The following is a 14705-nucleotide window of genomic DNA, read 5'->3' as shown; positions in this document are numbered from 1 at the left end:
CTCGTTGTTAGCGTTTGCTAACCATGACATATTCTCATATATCAATTTAATTGTCAACAACTTTTGTGAATATTTATTAGTTTATGCTAACAAAAAAGAGCCTCTTCTTTCGAAAAGGCCCTTTTATAAGGTTTTAGCACTGTATTATCATTCAACAATCTGTCCGTAGAAAAGAAGTTCCGGCTCTTCAGACGCTGTCAGGATCATGAACTTAAACGGCTCATCAGCGGTAAACTCTTTTACTTCAGGCTGCTCCAAGAATGCGCCTTCAGTCATCATGATAGCTGTCGCTGCTGCAGCTTCAATGCCCTCTTCGTCGACTTTGATCTTGGTCTTCTGAATGATGTCGGATATAAATACTGACATGTCATCGCTCATCAGCGAGAAGTCTGCGTTTGCAGTGAAGGCATCTGCTGCTCCGCGCTGCTTGCAGAAGTCAACAAGCTCGTTATTACTAAACTCAGTCTCTGCCTCGAATTTAGGAAGCGCAACTGCAACTTCCTCGGCCGTTGCACTTGCCATTTTGCCTACAACATCTTCCACGTCACCAAGGATAAAGACTGCGTTGATCCCGCCATTCATAGGAAGAACCACGAACTTACCATTCTCGTCCTCGTAATACATGAAACGGCTTTGCTGATGCATGAAATCTTTTTTGACAACATCACCTGAGATTGTGGTGAAGTCGCCTTCTTTAGTTGCAAATTCTTCAAAAGAGCTAACCCAGCCGGCACGTAAGTAGAGCGTGTTAACAAGGATCAGGTCCGCGTAGGAGAGGTCATTGCTGATGGTCGGGATAAGTCCGTTAGTGTTTTTGTTGATCCATGAATTGACCTTGTCTGTGATCTTGTCGGGCGCCACGTTCTCTGCTGTTGCGCCGAAGTTCTCTTTTACAAGTTTGATGTACTTCTTGGAGAGCTTGCCACTGGCCTTGGTGTTGCGCCAGATTGAGTTCTGAAGGTCAAAGCTTCCTTCCGGTGCCTTGGCATCATCGCCGTAATATTCCTTGTACTCCTCGAAATCCTTCTTGGCAAACTCAAGCCACTCGTTGTAGGAATCGACTGATGCGGAAACGCCCTCGTACCAGGTCGTCAGCTCTTCCATGCTATCAAATCCCATTGCCTCAAGGAGCTGGTCTTTGGTCTCGTTATCCGCACCGGATACAGCCAGTGCCAGAGCAGCTCTGAAGGAGGTCGGGGATACCATGTAGTTTTGGTTCTCAAAACCTGAACTTTCTATGAAGTTTATAAGTGCGTTGTTAAAGTCCATATCAAGGCTATCCTCGGAAATCGCCGACTCTACTACTGCTTCTTCTGTCTCTTCTGCCTGCTCAGTGATTGCTCCCATGGTTGTCACGCCTTCTGTCTCGGTGACCGGTGCCTGCAGTGTAGTAACAGCATCTGTCTCAGGAAGTGCCTCTTCGGTTACCGGAACCTGCCTGATATTCCTGAATACCACGCCGGCTACCACCAGTAGCAAAAGACCTGCTGCCGCCAGATAAAAGCTTCTGAAACGCGCCACATTGCTGCGCTTTGCGGCATTGGCCTTTCCCTTTCCTCCTGCGCCTCCTGCGTTTTCGATGTGCTTTGGATCAATATCGCCTATTGCATCTAATAAATCATGTTCGTTCATAAAGTGAATCCTCCGTCTGTGAGATGGACTTTCAGCTTTTCTCTCATCCGAAAGAGCGTGGTCTTGACCTTGCTCTGGGGGAGGGAATACCTTTGACAGATCTCAGTTACGGAATCGAAGTACCAGTACCTTCTGACGAAGATGTTCCGCTGCTCCTCTGTGCATGAATCAAGAAATGCGTTTATGCACTCCGAGAGCTCTTTTGCATCAAATTCACCTTCAACGTCTGCGCTTCCCGGGATACACTCAAGCATCTCGTCCGATAGCTCGCAGTATTGGGCAGATCTCTTTTGCCTGCTCTCGTGGCGAAGCCTGTCGATTGCCAGGTGCCTGACGATCTTGCCGACAAATGCAAAAAGGTAGCTCCTGGGCTCGTTTGGCGGAATCAGGTTCCAGGTCTGAAGGTACGCATCGTTCTCACACTCCTTGGCTGTCTCTGCATCTGCCAGAACATTGCCGGCGATGCTGCGAAGTCCGCTTCCGTATTTTTGCGATGTCTGTGATATAGCCGTCTCATCTCTTATTAAGTAAAGATCTACAATTGCTGAGTCATCCATTAAGATGATCCTCTCTTTCTTTTAAGGCCTTCACTTTATATAGCGATGTTTGATAGTAGTTGGTTACATGAATTTCGAAAATTATTTCATTTTGTCTTTTAACGTATCAAAAATGGTCTGGGCGATCAGCTCAGAACCCGCCGGGGAAGCGTGTCTTCTGTCGGTAAAAAACAGATCGACCTCCGGATGCTTGTGAACCTCTTCCCACCATTTCTCGCCGACAGGTGCCACAAGGCAGTTATGTCTTTCGCCAAGTTTCCTGTACCTTGCGCTCATCTCGGTCTGGTAACTTTCGTTGTATTCCTCTGCCCAGGTCATGTAGTAGCAGGGAACGGCCTTAGTCTGCCTGATCCAGCCCATGAGCTTGTCGGCAGCTGCTTCCATGACCTCGTACTCACCCATGGGGTGCGCAACGTGCTGCAGAATGATAAAGTCGTAGTCGCCAAACAAAATGTTGAACCTGGTCTGCTCGTTCTCCGCGTGATAATCAAAGCCCATTCCGCCTTTGGTCAGCATGGTCACCTGCATGTCAATCCCGTTCTCAGCGCAGATGTCCTTGAACATCTTGGGCATGTCGTTGTAATAGGTGTGGCTGTTTCCGATAAAAAGTGTTCTCATACCTTATCCTTCCGTCTTGCTGGTATCAAGTTTAAGTGTGTCAAGGACAGCCTGTGCCTCCTCAAACTGGCTTCCAAACCATGAATCGCAGCCAACGGTCTGCGCGATGATCTGTGGCTGGTCCTCGCCGATTATTATAAAATCCCAGTGCTCGTGCTCGTCATAGGTGCCAACGTGCGCCTTGAGTCCTGCAAGCTCGATCTCCTCACTCTTAAGTCCTGTTCCGCAGACACCGAAGTTCTCTGAGCAAAAGACCTCTATGTGTCCCTCATCTGCAGAGTCAGGCGCAAGGATGAATCCGTAGGCGTCTGCAACGAGCTTGTCGTCACCAACTTTCGAAACTTCACAGGTCCAGCTCTCGGGGACGGTTATGGATAGCTCGCCAAGTGGTCCGCCGCTGGTAAGGGTCTTTTTCTCGTAAACACTTCCTTCGGCAAAAGAGCTCCACTCTCCGTAGGTTCTATCGCCACCTGCTCCTGCGAATGCTCTGACCTTGATCTGGAAATCAAAGTAGTCCTGCGCACCGTCGACGTAATTAGCCTCGGTGGTCTCTACGTTTTCGGGTTCGCGGTAGTCTTTTTCCGCAAAGTACTTGTTGGCAACGGAAACTTCGTAGCCGTCAGCGCCTTCTATCGGAGCCCACTCAAAATATACTTCCGCGCAGTCTTCGCCGGCACGGGAAACTCCGTCTTTTACCTCAGGGACGCCGAGAGTTGTTGGAGCAGGTGTCTCGGCTGTGGCCGTGGTTTGTGGCTCCTGGGGCTGAGTGCTTCCGCAGCCCACCATGAGTACTGCTGTTGTGATTGCTAATAATACGATAGGTCTTTTCATAATTACTCCTCCTTTATGCCTCCTCTACGAGACTGCATAGTGCTTCAAATAATTCAGGGAATTCCTGCTTCATTCTGATCGGCTTTCCTTCGGTGTTCAGGAACGCATGGGACGTTGTTCCGGTGCAGACAATCTTGCCTTCCTCGTTCTTCATCTCATAATTAAGGAAGAGCTTGACGCCCTTAAATTCCTTAACGGTAACCTTGATGGTAACCTTATCGGAAAACCCGGTGGGGAGCTTGTAGTCGCAGCTCACTGTCAGAACCGGGGATACAATCCCCATGGCCTCAAGCTTTGCAAACTCCCAGCCTATCTGCGACAGGAAATCGACCCTCGCTTCCTCCATCCACCTTATGTAATTGGAGTGGTGAGTTATCCCCATTTTGTCGGTCTCGTAGTACTGAACGATGTGTAAGTAATCCATGGCCGGTCTTCTCCTCTTTTTTATATCAATGTATCAATTATAGCCTAAAAATGAAAAGCTGTTGACCCCCATGTTCGGGAGCCAGCAGCTCTTTTGCATTATTATTTATTATTTCTTGTAATCATAGAAGCCTTTTCCGGCGTTGATACCTGTCTCGCCCTTATCGATCTTCTCCTTAAGAAGAAGGCCGATCTTGTGGATTGTTGAATCGGGATCCTGTGCCTCGGGCTTCATCTGGTTGATGTTGTAAGCTGTCTCAAGACCTACGATGTCAAGGATCTCAAAAGGTCCCTTGGGTGCGCCGGTTGCAAGGCGCCATGTAAGGTCGATAGTCTCGGGATCCGCTACCTCTTTTGCCCAAAGAGCCTGAGCTGCCGAAAGGAATGGAACCAGCATGGAGTTAAGGATGTAACCGGGCTGCTCTTTCTTGAGCTCCAGTGAAATCATGTTGATCTCTTTTGCAAACTCAACGACTTTTTTGTAGATTTCAGGATCTGTTCCGGGATGTCCCATGATCTCTGCTGTGTTGTTCTTCCAGATGGTGTTGGCAAAGTGCAGTGAAAGGTACTTCTCAGGCCTTCCTGTGTACTGAGCGAACATGCTTGGAAGAAGAGTAGATGAATTGGTTACCAGGATGGTGTCAGGATCAAGAAGGTCCTTCATCTGCTCGTATACATCAATCTTGGCATCCGGATCCTCTGCCATGGATTCGATAACAATATCTGCTCCTGAAACGGCCTTAGCCATATCAAGCTCGATATGTATATTGTCAGTCATGTTCTTCTCGCCCTTGGCTATAAGCTCATCAATAGCCTCAGCGGTGATTCCGTCCCAGCTTGTGATAAGTCCCTTGGGATAAAGGAGCTTACCGAGCGGATTGCCAATCAGGTTTTTTGCTGCAGACAGATCGTCAAGCATAGCTTTTTTGTAGAGCTCGATCTTCGGAGTTGTTCTTCCAATCGAAGACTCGCTTCTAAGCCAAAACGTAACGTCATGACCGGTATATGCGCACATAAGACCGATCTGTGTCCCCAACACACCGCCGCCTGCAACAACTACTTTGTTCATTGCCATAAATACCTCCATAAATATGATTTGATTGATTGCCTTCTCCGTGATGCATAAAAATACAAACACGTATAACTCATCTTACCATATATGAACGATATTCTAAACTATAAAATGAGTCACCGGGGACGTTTCACTTTGTCTCATTTTGAGTCAAACTGAAACGTCCCCAATGACTCACTCTTGTTCGTACAGTGCTGCGAAATTTTCGAGCTTCTTCCTGATTTCTATATGCTGAGGACAGTTCTTTTCACAAAGCCCGCACTTAATGCACTCCGATGCCTTGCCGTGGTTCATGGAGAAACGCTCGTAGTACATGTTTGACTTGTTGCCGGTCACGGCGTGCATGTTAAAGAGTCCGAAATACTCAGGGATGTTGATGTTCTTCGGGCAAACCTCCGTACAGTATCTGCAGCTGGTGCACTGGATGGTTCCGGTGCTGCTAAGGATCTCAGTTATATCGTCCACAAGCTTGTACTCCTCTTCGGAGAGGGGCTTAAAGTCCTGCATGTATGTGGTGTTGTTGTCGAGCTGCGCCAGGTCGCTCATGCCACTTAGGACGATCTGCACATCGCTGAGGGATGCTGCGTATCTGATGGCCAGAGATGCAGGGGTCAGGGCTGGGTCATTCATGGGAGCGTAGAACTCATTGAACTTCGCGATGGCTGCATCCGGGAGTTTTACAAGCGCTCCGCCCTTTACGGGCTCCATTACCATGACCTTCTTGCCGTGCTTTTGTGCCACTTCGTAGCACTTGCCGGACTCGATGGCAATGCTGTTCCAGTCCAGGTAGTTGATCTGCAGCTGGACGAAATCAACCTCCGGGTGATCCGTTAGAATTCTGTCCAGAGTCTGTGCATCATCATGAAAAGAGAATCCGATGTTGCGGGCGTAACCGTCTCTTTTTAGCTTTTCGATAAACGGGAATCCGCCGAACTTCTCGGTATTGATATATCTATCTCTGCCCAGGTTGTGGAGCAAGTAATAGTCAAAATAATCGACTCCGCAGCGACGCAGCTGCTCATCGAAATACATCTGATAATCCTCAGTCTTGGTGACTCTCAGGATTGGCATTTTGTCAGCAAGAACAAAGCTGTCTCTTGAAAATCTCTTTACAACAGCCTCTTTTACCGCTCCTTCAGAGCACTCCTGGTGATAGGGGTAAGCCGTGTCAAAATACTTAAATCCGCGCTCCACAAAAAGATCTGCCATCTTCTTGAACTGCTCAATATCGATCGATGCAGGATCATCAGGATTTAGGCGCGGTAATCTCATGGTTCCGAATCCAAGTTTTTTCATATACTCTTCCTTTTTTAGAAAAAGCACCTTAGTGCGAACTAAGGCGCTTTTTACTTTCTTACTTCTTGAACAGTCCTCCGGCGAGGTTCTTAATGTCTCCAAGATCAAGCTTGCCATCAGCTACAGCAGCCTGAACCTTCTTGATATCATCCTCGGAAACATCGATGTTGGCCTTCTTAAGAAGAGCAACACCCTCCTTGGGATCAGCCTTGGCGATCTGCGCCATCAGCTCCTGGTTGCCGTTGATCTTTTTGATGATATCAGCTACGTCTAAGATACTACCCATTTTTTTACCTCCTCCAATATAGTTGAATATTTATTATATTGTACCAAAAAAATGAGCTCTGGGGACGGAGTCAGGGGATCATAATCTGAAAATACTCATCCCTAGGTTCTATTGTCTGATAATGAGCCCTTGACTCCGTCCCCGGGGCTCATTAATTAAAACGCACATCGAAGGACCTTTCATCGGGGATTATTGCCAGTTCCTTCCGGTCTATGTCTGATATGTCGATGAACCTGCCACTTCTGATGGTGGCCACAAACCTGTCGATGGCCTCTTCTTCGCCCTGCACTTCGCAGGTCACGGAGCCGTCGTACTCATTTCTGACGTAACCCGTGAGCCTGTACATATTCGCAGCGTGCATGGCTGTGAATCTGAAGCCCACGCCCTGTACCATTCCGTAAAAGCAAAGCCTGTATCTCTTTTCCACTTTCCAATCACTCCCATAATACTTATCGTTATTTCGGTACCAAATTTGTGATATGCTTAAATAAAGGAGGCGACGCATATGATCAAGACTGTTTACATTGAAGATATGGACCACCTGTATGAGCTCCTGAACGAGCAGGAATTTCGCTCTGACCTTAAGAGAAACCGAAATCTCTTTGTTTATCGTGGCCAGCCGGATGCTTCCTTTAAGCTCACCACGAGCCTTGCCAGGAACTGCAAGGACAAGCAAAAAGCCCTCGAGCCCTGCATGCTCAGAAACTTCACCAAATACGCGGTTTTGGAAGAGCCTTCCATCGAGAACTCCGTCTGGAGGCAGATGATCTTCGGCCAGCACCACGGCCTTCCAACAAGGCTCCTTGACTGGTCCTTCTCTCCTCTTATCGCCCTCCACTTTTCTGTCACAGAAAACGACATGGAAGATATGGAGAAAAGAGACAGCTGCGTGTGGCGCACTGATATCCACGAACTTCACGACCTGCTGCCCGATAAGTACAAAGCGATATCTGCCAAGTACAACACCACAGTCTTTTCCGTAGACATGCTCGCAGAAGCCTGCGAAAGCCTTGATATGTACGACAAAGACATGGGTTCATCATCCATGCTCATGATAGAGCCGCCTTCAGTCGATGTCCGCATCGTCAACCAGTACTCGTTCTTCTCTGTAATCCCAACCGATATGCACGATATCGAGGGGTTCCTTGATGTGCACACCGAGAAGACCGTCCGCTACATCATAAAGAAGGAAATCCGCTGGCAGATCCGAGACATGCTCGATCACCAGAATGTCTCGGAGCGTATCGTATATCCCGGCCTTGACGGCCTTTCACGCTGGCTCGGGCGCCACTACTACGTCCGCTGAAATGAGCCCCGGGGACGGAGTCAGTGGCTCATTATCTGAAAATGCCCATCTCTGAGTTCTATTGTCTGATAATGAGCCACTGACTCCGTCCCTAGGGCTCATTTTTCCCCGAGAGCACTTTCGAATCTTGTTTCAAAAGACCTTTCGGCGTCACTTCCGATAACCGGCAGCTCCACCATCTCTCTTTCCCAGGAGGAGAGATATATTGCGTTGGACAAAAGAAGGCTCTTTCGCCCTTCTCTGCCGTCGGCAACACTCTTTCCAGTTCCTTTTATTTCATCAGTAAATCCCTTTATCACCTCTACATAAGGCTGCGGCTGAGTTTCAGGCACAATCTCACTCCAGGTTCCTTTTATCTTGGCAAAAAAGTCTGTGGAAGTCTTTCTGTACTCGGCTTCCTTACAGCCCATCTCCTGCGCCACTTCGCCAATCCGAAGCTTCCCATTCTCGCACACGATCAGCGCCTCTTCCAAAGATATCTCAAGTCTGTTGATGCCCGGCGCATCTCCAGTGGACGTGATGAAAGTTCCCGTCGCGCCGTTTTCCCATTCAAAGTACGCCGTAACGTCATCTTCAACCTCGATGTCGTGGAATCTTCCTTCATGGCAGAAGCCCTGGACTCTCTTGGGATTTCCGCATATCCACTGCAAAAGATCCAAATTGTGAGGGCACTGATTAAGCAGCACTCCTCCGCCGTCCTTATCCCAGGTAGCATGCCAGGAGCTTGATTTATAGTACTGCTCCGGGCGATACCAGTCCGTAACCACCCAGTTCACGCGCTTTAGCGCGCCGTACCTTCCGCTCTCCACAAGCTCTTTTAACTTAATGTACACAGGAAGCGTCCTCTGATTGAAGACCATGGAAAAGACCTTTCCCGACTCATCAGCTGCTTCCTCCATGAGCCTTGCCTGCCTTGAATACACGCCCGAGGGCTTGTCGCACAGAACGTGAAGTCCATTTTCAAACGCCCTGACAGCAATTGTTTCATGAGCAAAATGCGGAGTTGCAATGATCACAGCATCCAGCGCAAGACTGCCGCTCTCCACAGCCTCAAACAAAGCATCTGCGCTCTCAAAAACCGGAACGCCTCCGTCAATCGACTTCTGCAAAAGCTCTCTGTATGCGCCTCTTACGCGGGTGAGCGCAGAAAGCTGCGCGCCGTCAACCAGCCCGTCCTGAAGGATCTGCGCATATTTGCTACCCATATTTCCAACGCCAATTACTGCGATTTTGATCATCCTGTTATCCCCTTGTAGACCTCGTAGTCCGCCCGGCTGAAATTCACTATGGTTACTTCCATCTCATAATCTGCATGTTTCTCAAGCCACTCTTTTACTGTAGCAAGAGCAATTTCCGCCGCTTCCCTCTTGGGATATCCGTAGACACCGGTCGAAATCCCCGGAAAAGCAATGCTGTGAAGGTCGTTGTTCCTGGCAACTTCCAGGCTGTTCCAGTAGCAATTCCGAAGGTCCTCCGCATCATACTTACTTCCGCTGTAAATCGGCCCAACCGTATGGATCACGTGCTTTGCCGGAAGGTTGTAGCCTCCCGTGATCTTTGCTTCTCCCGTTCTGCACCCGTTCAAAGTCCTGCACTCTTTAAGGAGCTCCGGGCCTGCTGCCCTGTGGATTGCTCCGTCAACGCCTCCGCCGCCGAGAAGGCTTGAATTTGCTGCGTTCACGATGGCGTCAACTGCAAGTTTTGTTATATCTCCTACGTGAAATTGAATATTGCTCATAGCTCTTTTCCTCCTTATGCAGTCCCTGCGGGAATCGCGTAAGTTTCAGTCCTTGCGGAAGTCGCGCAAGCTTCACTCTCCACCGAAAATTCTGCCGATCCACTCCCGAAACCTCTGCCAGGCATCGTAAATCGGGTTCGTGTTTACAACCTTGTCTGCGTCCGGCGCAAGCTCATTGCTGCCGTCTGCATAATTTATGTCCACGCCCGGCTGTACGTTGTAGCAGAACACGTTAAAAGAGATTCCTCTCCCCTTATCTTCAACCGAATAGCCTTCTATCTGAACCCCATCGCACAAAAGGTTCTTTTCCCTGAAAACGGGCGTAACCCTGTACATCACATGCCTGCCCGTGTCCTGAACGTACTCCGCCACCTCATTTTCGTAGGGCAGCATCCCCTGAACATTCATGTACCTTGTGCCGGTGATAAGGTTCTTTTCATTGGCGTTCTCGCCCGTCAGCTGGAAGCCGATCATGTGGCACCTGTTGTATAGAAAGGGCGGATCCGTGTCAATGAGTCCCGGGTATTTGTTCTGTTTCCATCCGGTCGGCCTGATCTCGCTGATTTCCTGCCTCTCCTCCTTTGGCATCAGGTCCCTGCCAAGGCACGCAACCGCCGCCGTGCATCTTCCCAGCCCATCCAGCTCCCCGTATTGTTCAAAAGAGCTTGTGGTGATCTCCTCAGCTGTGAACTCCGGCACGTTTCCGTTTACCACTACAGATGCTTCTCCGCTGTACGGCGGGATCTGCTCTGCCAATGTTTCCAGGCTGTCCGCCTGGATCTGCTCTGCTGCCCGGCTCGCAGCGCTGCACAACATCAGCGTCGACATGCCGATGCATAATGAAGTCAAAAGTAGGATGCATATTCTGTTTGCTATGCTTGATTTTCTGGTCATGGGCGTTCTTTCTCTTATTGCAATTATTATATCATGGCCGCTCGCCTTTATTTCACGTTACATCCACACAAAAAATTCCCCAAAGCCACGCCTTGGGGAATTCTTCATAAGTCAATATTCTATAATATGCCTTTAGCAACGATATATCTCTATGTCCAACAAGCTCACACAATCGAATACTGCATAAACTCGTACTTCAGCTGCGTCCCTTCAGCAATGCCTTCCGGTAAAAGAGCTCTCGCAACCAATTTCAGATCATCCGACTCAATGTCTGTTCTCTTTAAATTTGCATAATCGCCGTCAATGCTGACAACTACGTAATACCAGGTTTCCATTCAAGTTACCTCCTTTAACGTATCACCAGTATTATACCATTTTATGCGATCAGAATCTCATACAGATCCGGTGTCAGATACTCCTTTAAGATGCCCTCTGCATCTACATTTCCGAATCCGCCGTAGAACTCTTCTGCAACTCCGCCTGCGATTGCTCCGAAGGTATCAGAATCGCATTTCAGGGAAAAGACATTTCGGATAAAGCTCTCGTAATCGCAGCTCTCGTAAAAGCATCTCATTGCCGCAGGTACTGAGCCCTGGCAGCTCTCGTTCCACTTGTAACGAGGCCTGATCTCATCGAGGCTGTAGGCGATGCTGTACTCGTAGTCATCCTTTGGATACTGCTCCAGGACGTAGTCATAGATCTCTTGCTTACTCTTTCCGTGCCTTGCCATCCAGATGCAGGTTGACGTAACCACTGCGCCTTTGATGCCCTCCGGGTGATTGTGCGAAACTGCCGCCACGTCGGCTGCCATCTTCTGCATCTCGTCGTAGTCATCAAACGCCTCGCCGATATAGGCTGTCCTCATGGCTGAGCCGTTGCCCCAGCTGTTATACGGCGTGTGGACGGCCCCCATGATCCAGCCAAAGAATCTTCCGCCATAGCCACAATCCGGGTACTTTCTGCCAACAGCCACCATGGTCTCAACAAGGTCTTTTCCCTCTAAAAGAGCCTTCTTGATGGCCAGAGTCATCACCGTGTCGTCAGTGTAACTCATCGGAAGCCACGACACCAGCGGAACATTCTTCCAATCAAGGTTCCTCGGTCTGTTAAATTCGTACTGCGATCCCAATATATCTCCTAAAACTGCTCCTTTTACTGCCATTTCAATTCTCCTTTCTAAATGAGCCCTGGGGACGGAGTCATGGGCTCATTATCTGAAAATTCCAACTCCTATGTTTTATTGTCTGATAATGAGCCACTGACTCCGTCCCTAGGGATCATCCTCTCTTCCTATAATCTGCTGCGATGTCTTCTTCCCATCCGCTGGCGCCGAGGTCACGGCTGGCTTCGCGAGCGCTACCTGCCATCATGACGGAGCAGACTGCCTTTGAAACTCCTGCGTAGACAGTGGCTGTTCCGATGCCATCGCTTACGTAATTGACTGCCCTGTCTTTTCTGATGCCGTACTTCTGGGCCTCAGCGTAGGCGTCGATGTTGGCTCCGATAAAGATGAACTCCCAGCCATATTTCTTTTGCTGCTTCTTGACCATCTTCTCGATCTTCTCACGAGAGTATCTGCAGCTGGCATTCTCCTGTCCATCAGTTGTGATGACAAAGATGGTCTTCTCGGGCCTGTCCTCTTCCCTTGCGTACTTGTGGATGTTGCCGATGTGGTGGATTGCTCCGCCAACCGCGTCCAGAAGCGCCGTGCAGCCTCTGACGTAATACTGCTTGTCTGTCATCTTCTCGATCTTCTCGATGGGAACTCTGTCGTGGATCACTTCGCACACGTCGTCGAAAAGAACTGTCGACACAACCGCCTTCTCGCCTGTCTTTTTCTGCTTCTCCATCATTGAGTTGAAGCCGCCGATGGTATCGAGCTCCAGACCGCCCATGGATCCTGATCTGTCCAATATGTAAACAATCTCTGTATATCCTTTACTCATAACTATTACCTCTCCTTCTTTGATGTGCCCCCGCGGAAGAGCTGTCCTTGTTTGTAAGGTAATAGTAATTCATGAGGGAATAAAAAAGGTCGCACGGGAGGCGACCTTGAAAATTTATTTTGTTTCCTTTGAAAGTGGCGCAAGTCCGTAGTCGAAGAGCACCATATCTATCTTGATCACGCTGTACTGCTCATGTTCGATGAAGTATTTGACCACCGCATCCGTCTGCGAGATCGGCGAAATAGCGTAGCCTGCGATCTTCAAAAAGTCCACCGTTTCATCCATGTTTAGGCGAAGTCCAACTGCCAGGGCCAGGACTTTTTCTTTTGACGGCTTGACCTGACCTTTGAGGAGCTTGGAGAAGTACTGCTTGTTGATATTCGCCGCGACGTAAACCTCAGAGTTCTTCAGTCCTTTCTTGTTGATCAGCTTCTGAAGATGCTTTTCAAAAGAGTCCGTGTAGATCCCTTTCAGCACATCATCAAGGGACTCGGCCTTCATGAGCTTGTTCATTTTGGGCGCAGGCGCACCGACTTTAACCTTGCGCGCAGACGGCGCAGCGCCCGTCGCTTCATATGGCGCCGAGTATGCCATTCCGGCCGGAACGCCATCGTCCATTTCAGTCGGCGCAGATTCTGCTTTTCTTGCCGCTATGTCCATATGCCAGGTTGGCGCAGAACCATGCAGTCCTTCCGGAAGTCCCTGGTCAATATACTCATCCTCGTAGGCTTCTGTAACGTAGTCATCATCTATGAAACTGCGCACTTCCTCGCCGAGTTCGCCCGAAACCCTCACGGTTCCCTGGTCGAACACCACAAGGTATATCTCCATATCATGCTCTTCCAGGAACTTGGTAAAAGAGCTGACGGCCACCTCCATGCCTATCTCAGCCGGAAAACCGTAACATCCCGTAGCCATTACAGGGAATGCGATGGACTTGCATCTCTTTTTGGCGGCCAGCTCAAGTGCTCTGTCATAGCACTTACGAAGGAGCTCTACCTCGCCCTTGTCTCCGCCTTCCCACCAGCAGCCAACTGCGTGGATGATGTATTTTGCATCAAGATCAAAGGCCTTCGTGATCGCAACTTCGCCGTATTCCAGTGGCCCGATCTTAGCACGGGCGGCAAGGAGCTTGTCTTTTCCCGCAGCATTATAAATGGCAGTGTCAACACCGCTCCCTATGGCTACTTTGGGATTTGCCGTGTTCACTATGGCATCTGCTTTTACTTTTGTTATGTCGTTTCTGATTATTTGAAATGGCATTTTATAGCTCTCCTGTTCCGAAACCGGTCTTATATCCTATTTTACACTAAACCGCCATAAATTCATCGTTAATCAGGTTAGAAAGTTTTAATATTTATTTATGCTCATTTTAGAATATGTTGTATATAATAAAATTATAGAGCACAAGATTTAGTGGTCATGGGTCTCAGAACGCCTCGAGCGTTCGCGGAGGAAATACCATTGAGCAATGAACATGTAACCTATAGATGCTATGGCAAACCCATCCCAAAGACATATGACGCCATCAACCTGCTTGGCCGTTATAAAGATCCACGAAGTGTAACAAAAGGAGTAACGGGAATCCTGTCAGCAGCGCTTGCTGCAGGGCTTGTCGCCCTCCAACTCCTTTACATTTTCAATTAAATTCGAATGTTTCAGGACCGTGTCTCCTGATTAGCCATTTTAAAAGCCCTGTGTATGTATATCATGAAATGTACATACACAGGGCGCCTCCATTTTTGAGCCCCTGACTCCGTCCCCAATGTCATTAAGTTAAGGGTCGCGAATCAATCAAAGATATAATAAAGAGAGACTGATAGCATTATTTCAGTCTCTCTTTTGCTTTTTATGGTATGCCTAATAGGCAGACGCTAATCTGCCTAATCATAATTATGAATTCAAGCACAGTTATGCTACTCTATATAAGAAGCCACGGAAAACTCTTGGCGCGAAATTTCGCTCCCAGTTCCTATCTGGCCGAATTGGCAAGAGGTTCTTCGAAATAACGGCTTCCAAAACTTGTAGCGTTGTTTTTCTGCGGTAATATAGTCTGCACATATGGACTGCTACTGTAAAGTTTGCTTTATAAGTATGCTTCCTTTG

The 14705-nt window shown here is 48.6% G+C and carries 17 protein-coding genes; 1 reads left to right on the top strand and 16 read right to left on the bottom strand.

What is annotated here, in order from left to right; all coding sequences use genetic code 11:
- Positions 1–147: 147 nt before the first annotated feature.
- The 9 genes from G589_RS0111150 to G589_RS0111110 all read right to left on the bottom strand — a co-directional run bounded on the left by G589_RS0111150 (position 148) and on the right by G589_RS0111110 (position 7142).
- Entirely contained in the window at positions 148–1632 is a 1485-nt protein-coding gene (locus G589_RS0111150) for a serpin family protein (RefSeq protein ID WP_026522203.1), read from the bottom strand.
- A complete protein-coding gene (locus tag G589_RS0111145; RefSeq protein WP_035775932.1) occupies positions 1629–2189 on the bottom strand; it encodes an RNA polymerase sigma factor in 561 nt (186 codons plus the stop codon). The genes G589_RS0111150 and G589_RS0111145 overlap by 4 nt, the downstream gene beginning before the upstream one ends.
- Before the next feature lie 81 nt (positions 2190–2270).
- Complete coding sequence (locus G589_RS19680; protein WP_051192334.1) at positions 2271–2807, bottom strand: SGNH/GDSL hydrolase family protein; 537 nt, start codon at positions 2805–2807, stop codon at positions 2271–2273.
- A 3-nt stretch (positions 2808–2810) separates the two neighbouring features.
- Positions 2811–3638, bottom strand: a complete 828-nt coding sequence (locus G589_RS0111135) for a hypothetical protein (protein ID WP_026522201.1) — start codon at positions 3636–3638, stop codon at positions 2811–2813.
- A gap of 13 nt (positions 3639–3651) precedes the next feature.
- The gene (locus G589_RS0111130; RefSeq protein WP_026522200.1) at positions 3652–4062 is read right to left on the bottom strand and encodes an acyl-CoA thioesterase; all 411 of its coding nucleotides are present in this window, start codon (positions 4060–4062) and stop codon (positions 3652–3654) included.
- A 108-nt stretch (positions 4063–4170) separates the two neighbouring features.
- Entirely contained in the window at positions 4171–5136 is a 966-nt protein-coding gene (locus tag G589_RS0111125) for a 3-hydroxyacyl-CoA dehydrogenase (RefSeq protein WP_026522199.1), read from the bottom strand.
- Between the two features lie 171 nt (positions 5137–5307).
- A complete protein-coding gene (locus G589_RS0111120) occupies positions 5308–6429 on the bottom strand; it encodes an aldo/keto reductase (protein WP_026522198.1) in 1122 nt (373 codons plus the stop codon).
- A gap of 58 nt (positions 6430–6487) precedes the next feature.
- Positions 6488–6715 (bottom strand): hypothetical protein, encoded by a 228-nt coding sequence (locus G589_RS0111115; RefSeq protein WP_022770662.1) that lies wholly within the window; start codon positions 6713–6715, stop codon positions 6488–6490.
- A 151-nt stretch (positions 6716–6866) separates the two neighbouring features.
- Entirely contained in the window at positions 6867–7142 is a 276-nt protein-coding gene (locus tag G589_RS0111110) for an acylphosphatase (RefSeq protein WP_026522197.1), read from the bottom strand.
- A gap of 78 nt (positions 7143–7220) precedes the next feature.
- Between G589_RS0111110 and G589_RS0111105 the strand changes: the two genes are divergently transcribed.
- Positions 7221–8021 carry an FRG domain-containing protein gene (locus G589_RS0111105; protein ID WP_051192333.1) on the top strand — a complete coding sequence of 267 codons (801 nt, stop codon included), beginning with the start codon at positions 7221–7223 and terminating at the stop codon, positions 8019–8021.
- A 98-nt stretch (positions 8022–8119) separates the two neighbouring features.
- Here G589_RS0111105 and G589_RS0111100 read toward each other — a convergent pair whose 3' ends face one another.
- From G589_RS0111100 to G589_RS0111070, 7 genes are all read right to left on the bottom strand, one after another.
- Positions 8120–9259, bottom strand: coding sequence for a Gfo/Idh/MocA family protein (locus G589_RS0111100; RefSeq protein WP_026522195.1), 1140 nt, complete (start codon positions 9257–9259; stop codon positions 8120–8122).
- Positions 9256–9759: an O-acetyl-ADP-ribose deacetylase gene (locus G589_RS0111095; RefSeq protein WP_026522194.1), complete on the bottom strand. Its 504-nt coding sequence runs from the start codon at positions 9757–9759 to the stop codon at positions 9256–9258. The genes G589_RS0111100 and G589_RS0111095 overlap by 4 nt, the downstream gene beginning before the upstream one ends.
- Positions 9760–9831: 72 nt before the next feature.
- Positions 9832–10575 carry a DNA/RNA non-specific endonuclease gene (locus tag G589_RS19675; protein WP_330366693.1) on the bottom strand — a complete coding sequence of 248 codons (744 nt, stop codon included), beginning with the start codon at positions 10573–10575 and terminating at the stop codon, positions 9832–9834.
- Positions 10576–10817: 242 nt separating this feature from the next.
- Entirely contained in the window at positions 10818–10988 is a 171-nt protein-coding gene (locus tag G589_RS0111085; protein WP_022770670.1) for a hypothetical protein, read from the bottom strand.
- Between the two features lie 41 nt (positions 10989–11029).
- Positions 11030–11815 (bottom strand): ADP-ribosylglycohydrolase family protein, encoded by a 786-nt coding sequence (locus G589_RS0111080; RefSeq protein WP_035775930.1) that lies wholly within the window; start codon positions 11813–11815, stop codon positions 11030–11032.
- 115 nt (positions 11816–11930) lie between these two features.
- Positions 11931–12599 carry a vWA domain-containing protein gene (locus G589_RS0111075; protein WP_026522192.1) on the bottom strand — a complete coding sequence of 223 codons (669 nt, stop codon included), beginning with the start codon at positions 12597–12599 and terminating at the stop codon, positions 11931–11933.
- A gap of 114 nt (positions 12600–12713) precedes the next feature.
- Complete coding sequence (locus G589_RS0111070) at positions 12714–13862, bottom strand: macro domain-containing protein (RefSeq protein WP_026522191.1); 1149 nt, start codon at positions 13860–13862, stop codon at positions 12714–12716.
- Between the last annotated feature and the right edge of the window lie 843 nt (positions 13863–14705).

Source organism: Butyrivibrio sp. VCB2001 (assembly GCF_000423965.1).
In the GTDB taxonomy this organism is placed as follows: domain Bacteria; phylum Bacillota; class Clostridia; order Lachnospirales; family Lachnospiraceae; genus Butyrivibrio.
Note: the sequence above shows the minus strand (reverse complement) of the source record. Positions and strands in the feature narration are given on the sequence as shown.

Bases quoted from the DNA above. Each gene is read 5' to 3' on its own strand.
- G589_RS0111150 (WP_026522203.1), bottom strand. From the start codon at position 1,632: ATGAACGAACATGATTTATTAGATGCAATAGGCGATATTGATCCAAAG.
- G589_RS0111145 (WP_035775932.1), bottom strand. From the start codon at position 2,189: ATGGATGACTCAGCAATTGTAGATCTTTACTTAATAAGAGATGAGACG.
- G589_RS19680 (WP_051192334.1), bottom strand. From the start codon at position 2,807: ATGAGAACACTTTTTATCGGAAACAGCCACACCTATTACAACGACATG.
- G589_RS0111135 (WP_026522201.1), bottom strand. From the start codon at position 3,638: ATGAAAAGACCTATCGTATTATTAGCAATCACAACAGCAGTACTCATG.
- G589_RS0111130 (WP_026522200.1), bottom strand. From the start codon at position 4,062: ATGGATTACTTACACATCGTTCAGTACTACGAGACCGACAAAATGGGG.
- G589_RS0111125 (WP_026522199.1), bottom strand. From the start codon at position 5,136: ATGGCAATGAACAAAGTAGTTGTTGCAGGCGGCGGTGTGTTGGGGACA.
- G589_RS0111120 (WP_026522198.1), bottom strand. From the start codon at position 6,429: ATGAAAAAACTTGGATTCGGAACCATGAGATTACCGCGCCTAAATCCT.
- G589_RS0111115 (WP_022770662.1), bottom strand. From the start codon at position 6,715: ATGGGTAGTATCTTAGACGTAGCTGATATCATCAAAAAGATCAACGGC.
- G589_RS0111105 (WP_051192333.1), top strand. From the start codon at position 7,221: ATGATCAAGACTGTTTACATTGAAGATATGGACCACCTGTATGAGCTC.
- G589_RS0111100 (WP_026522195.1), bottom strand. From the start codon at position 9,259: ATGATCAAAATCGCAGTAATTGGCGTTGGAAATATGGGTAGCAAATAT.
- G589_RS0111095 (WP_026522194.1), bottom strand. From the start codon at position 9,759: ATGAGCAATATTCAATTTCACGTAGGAGATATAACAAAACTTGCAGTT.
- G589_RS19675 (WP_330366693.1), bottom strand. From the start codon at position 10,575: ATGTTGTGCAGCGCTGCGAGCCGGGCAGCAGAGCAGATCCAGGCGGAC.
- G589_RS0111085 (WP_022770670.1), bottom strand. From the start codon at position 10,988: ATGGAAACCTGGTATTACGTAGTTGTCAGCATTGACGGCGATTATGCA.
- G589_RS0111080 (WP_035775930.1), bottom strand. From the start codon at position 11,815: ATGGCAGTAAAAGGAGCAGTTTTAGGAGATATATTGGGATCGCAGTAC.
- G589_RS0111075 (WP_026522192.1), bottom strand. From the start codon at position 12,599: ATGAGTAAAGGATATACAGAGATTGTTTACATATTGGACAGATCAGGA.
- G589_RS0111070 (WP_026522191.1), bottom strand. From the start codon at position 13,862: ATGCCATTTCAAATAATCAGAAACGACATAACAAAAGTAAAAGCAGAT.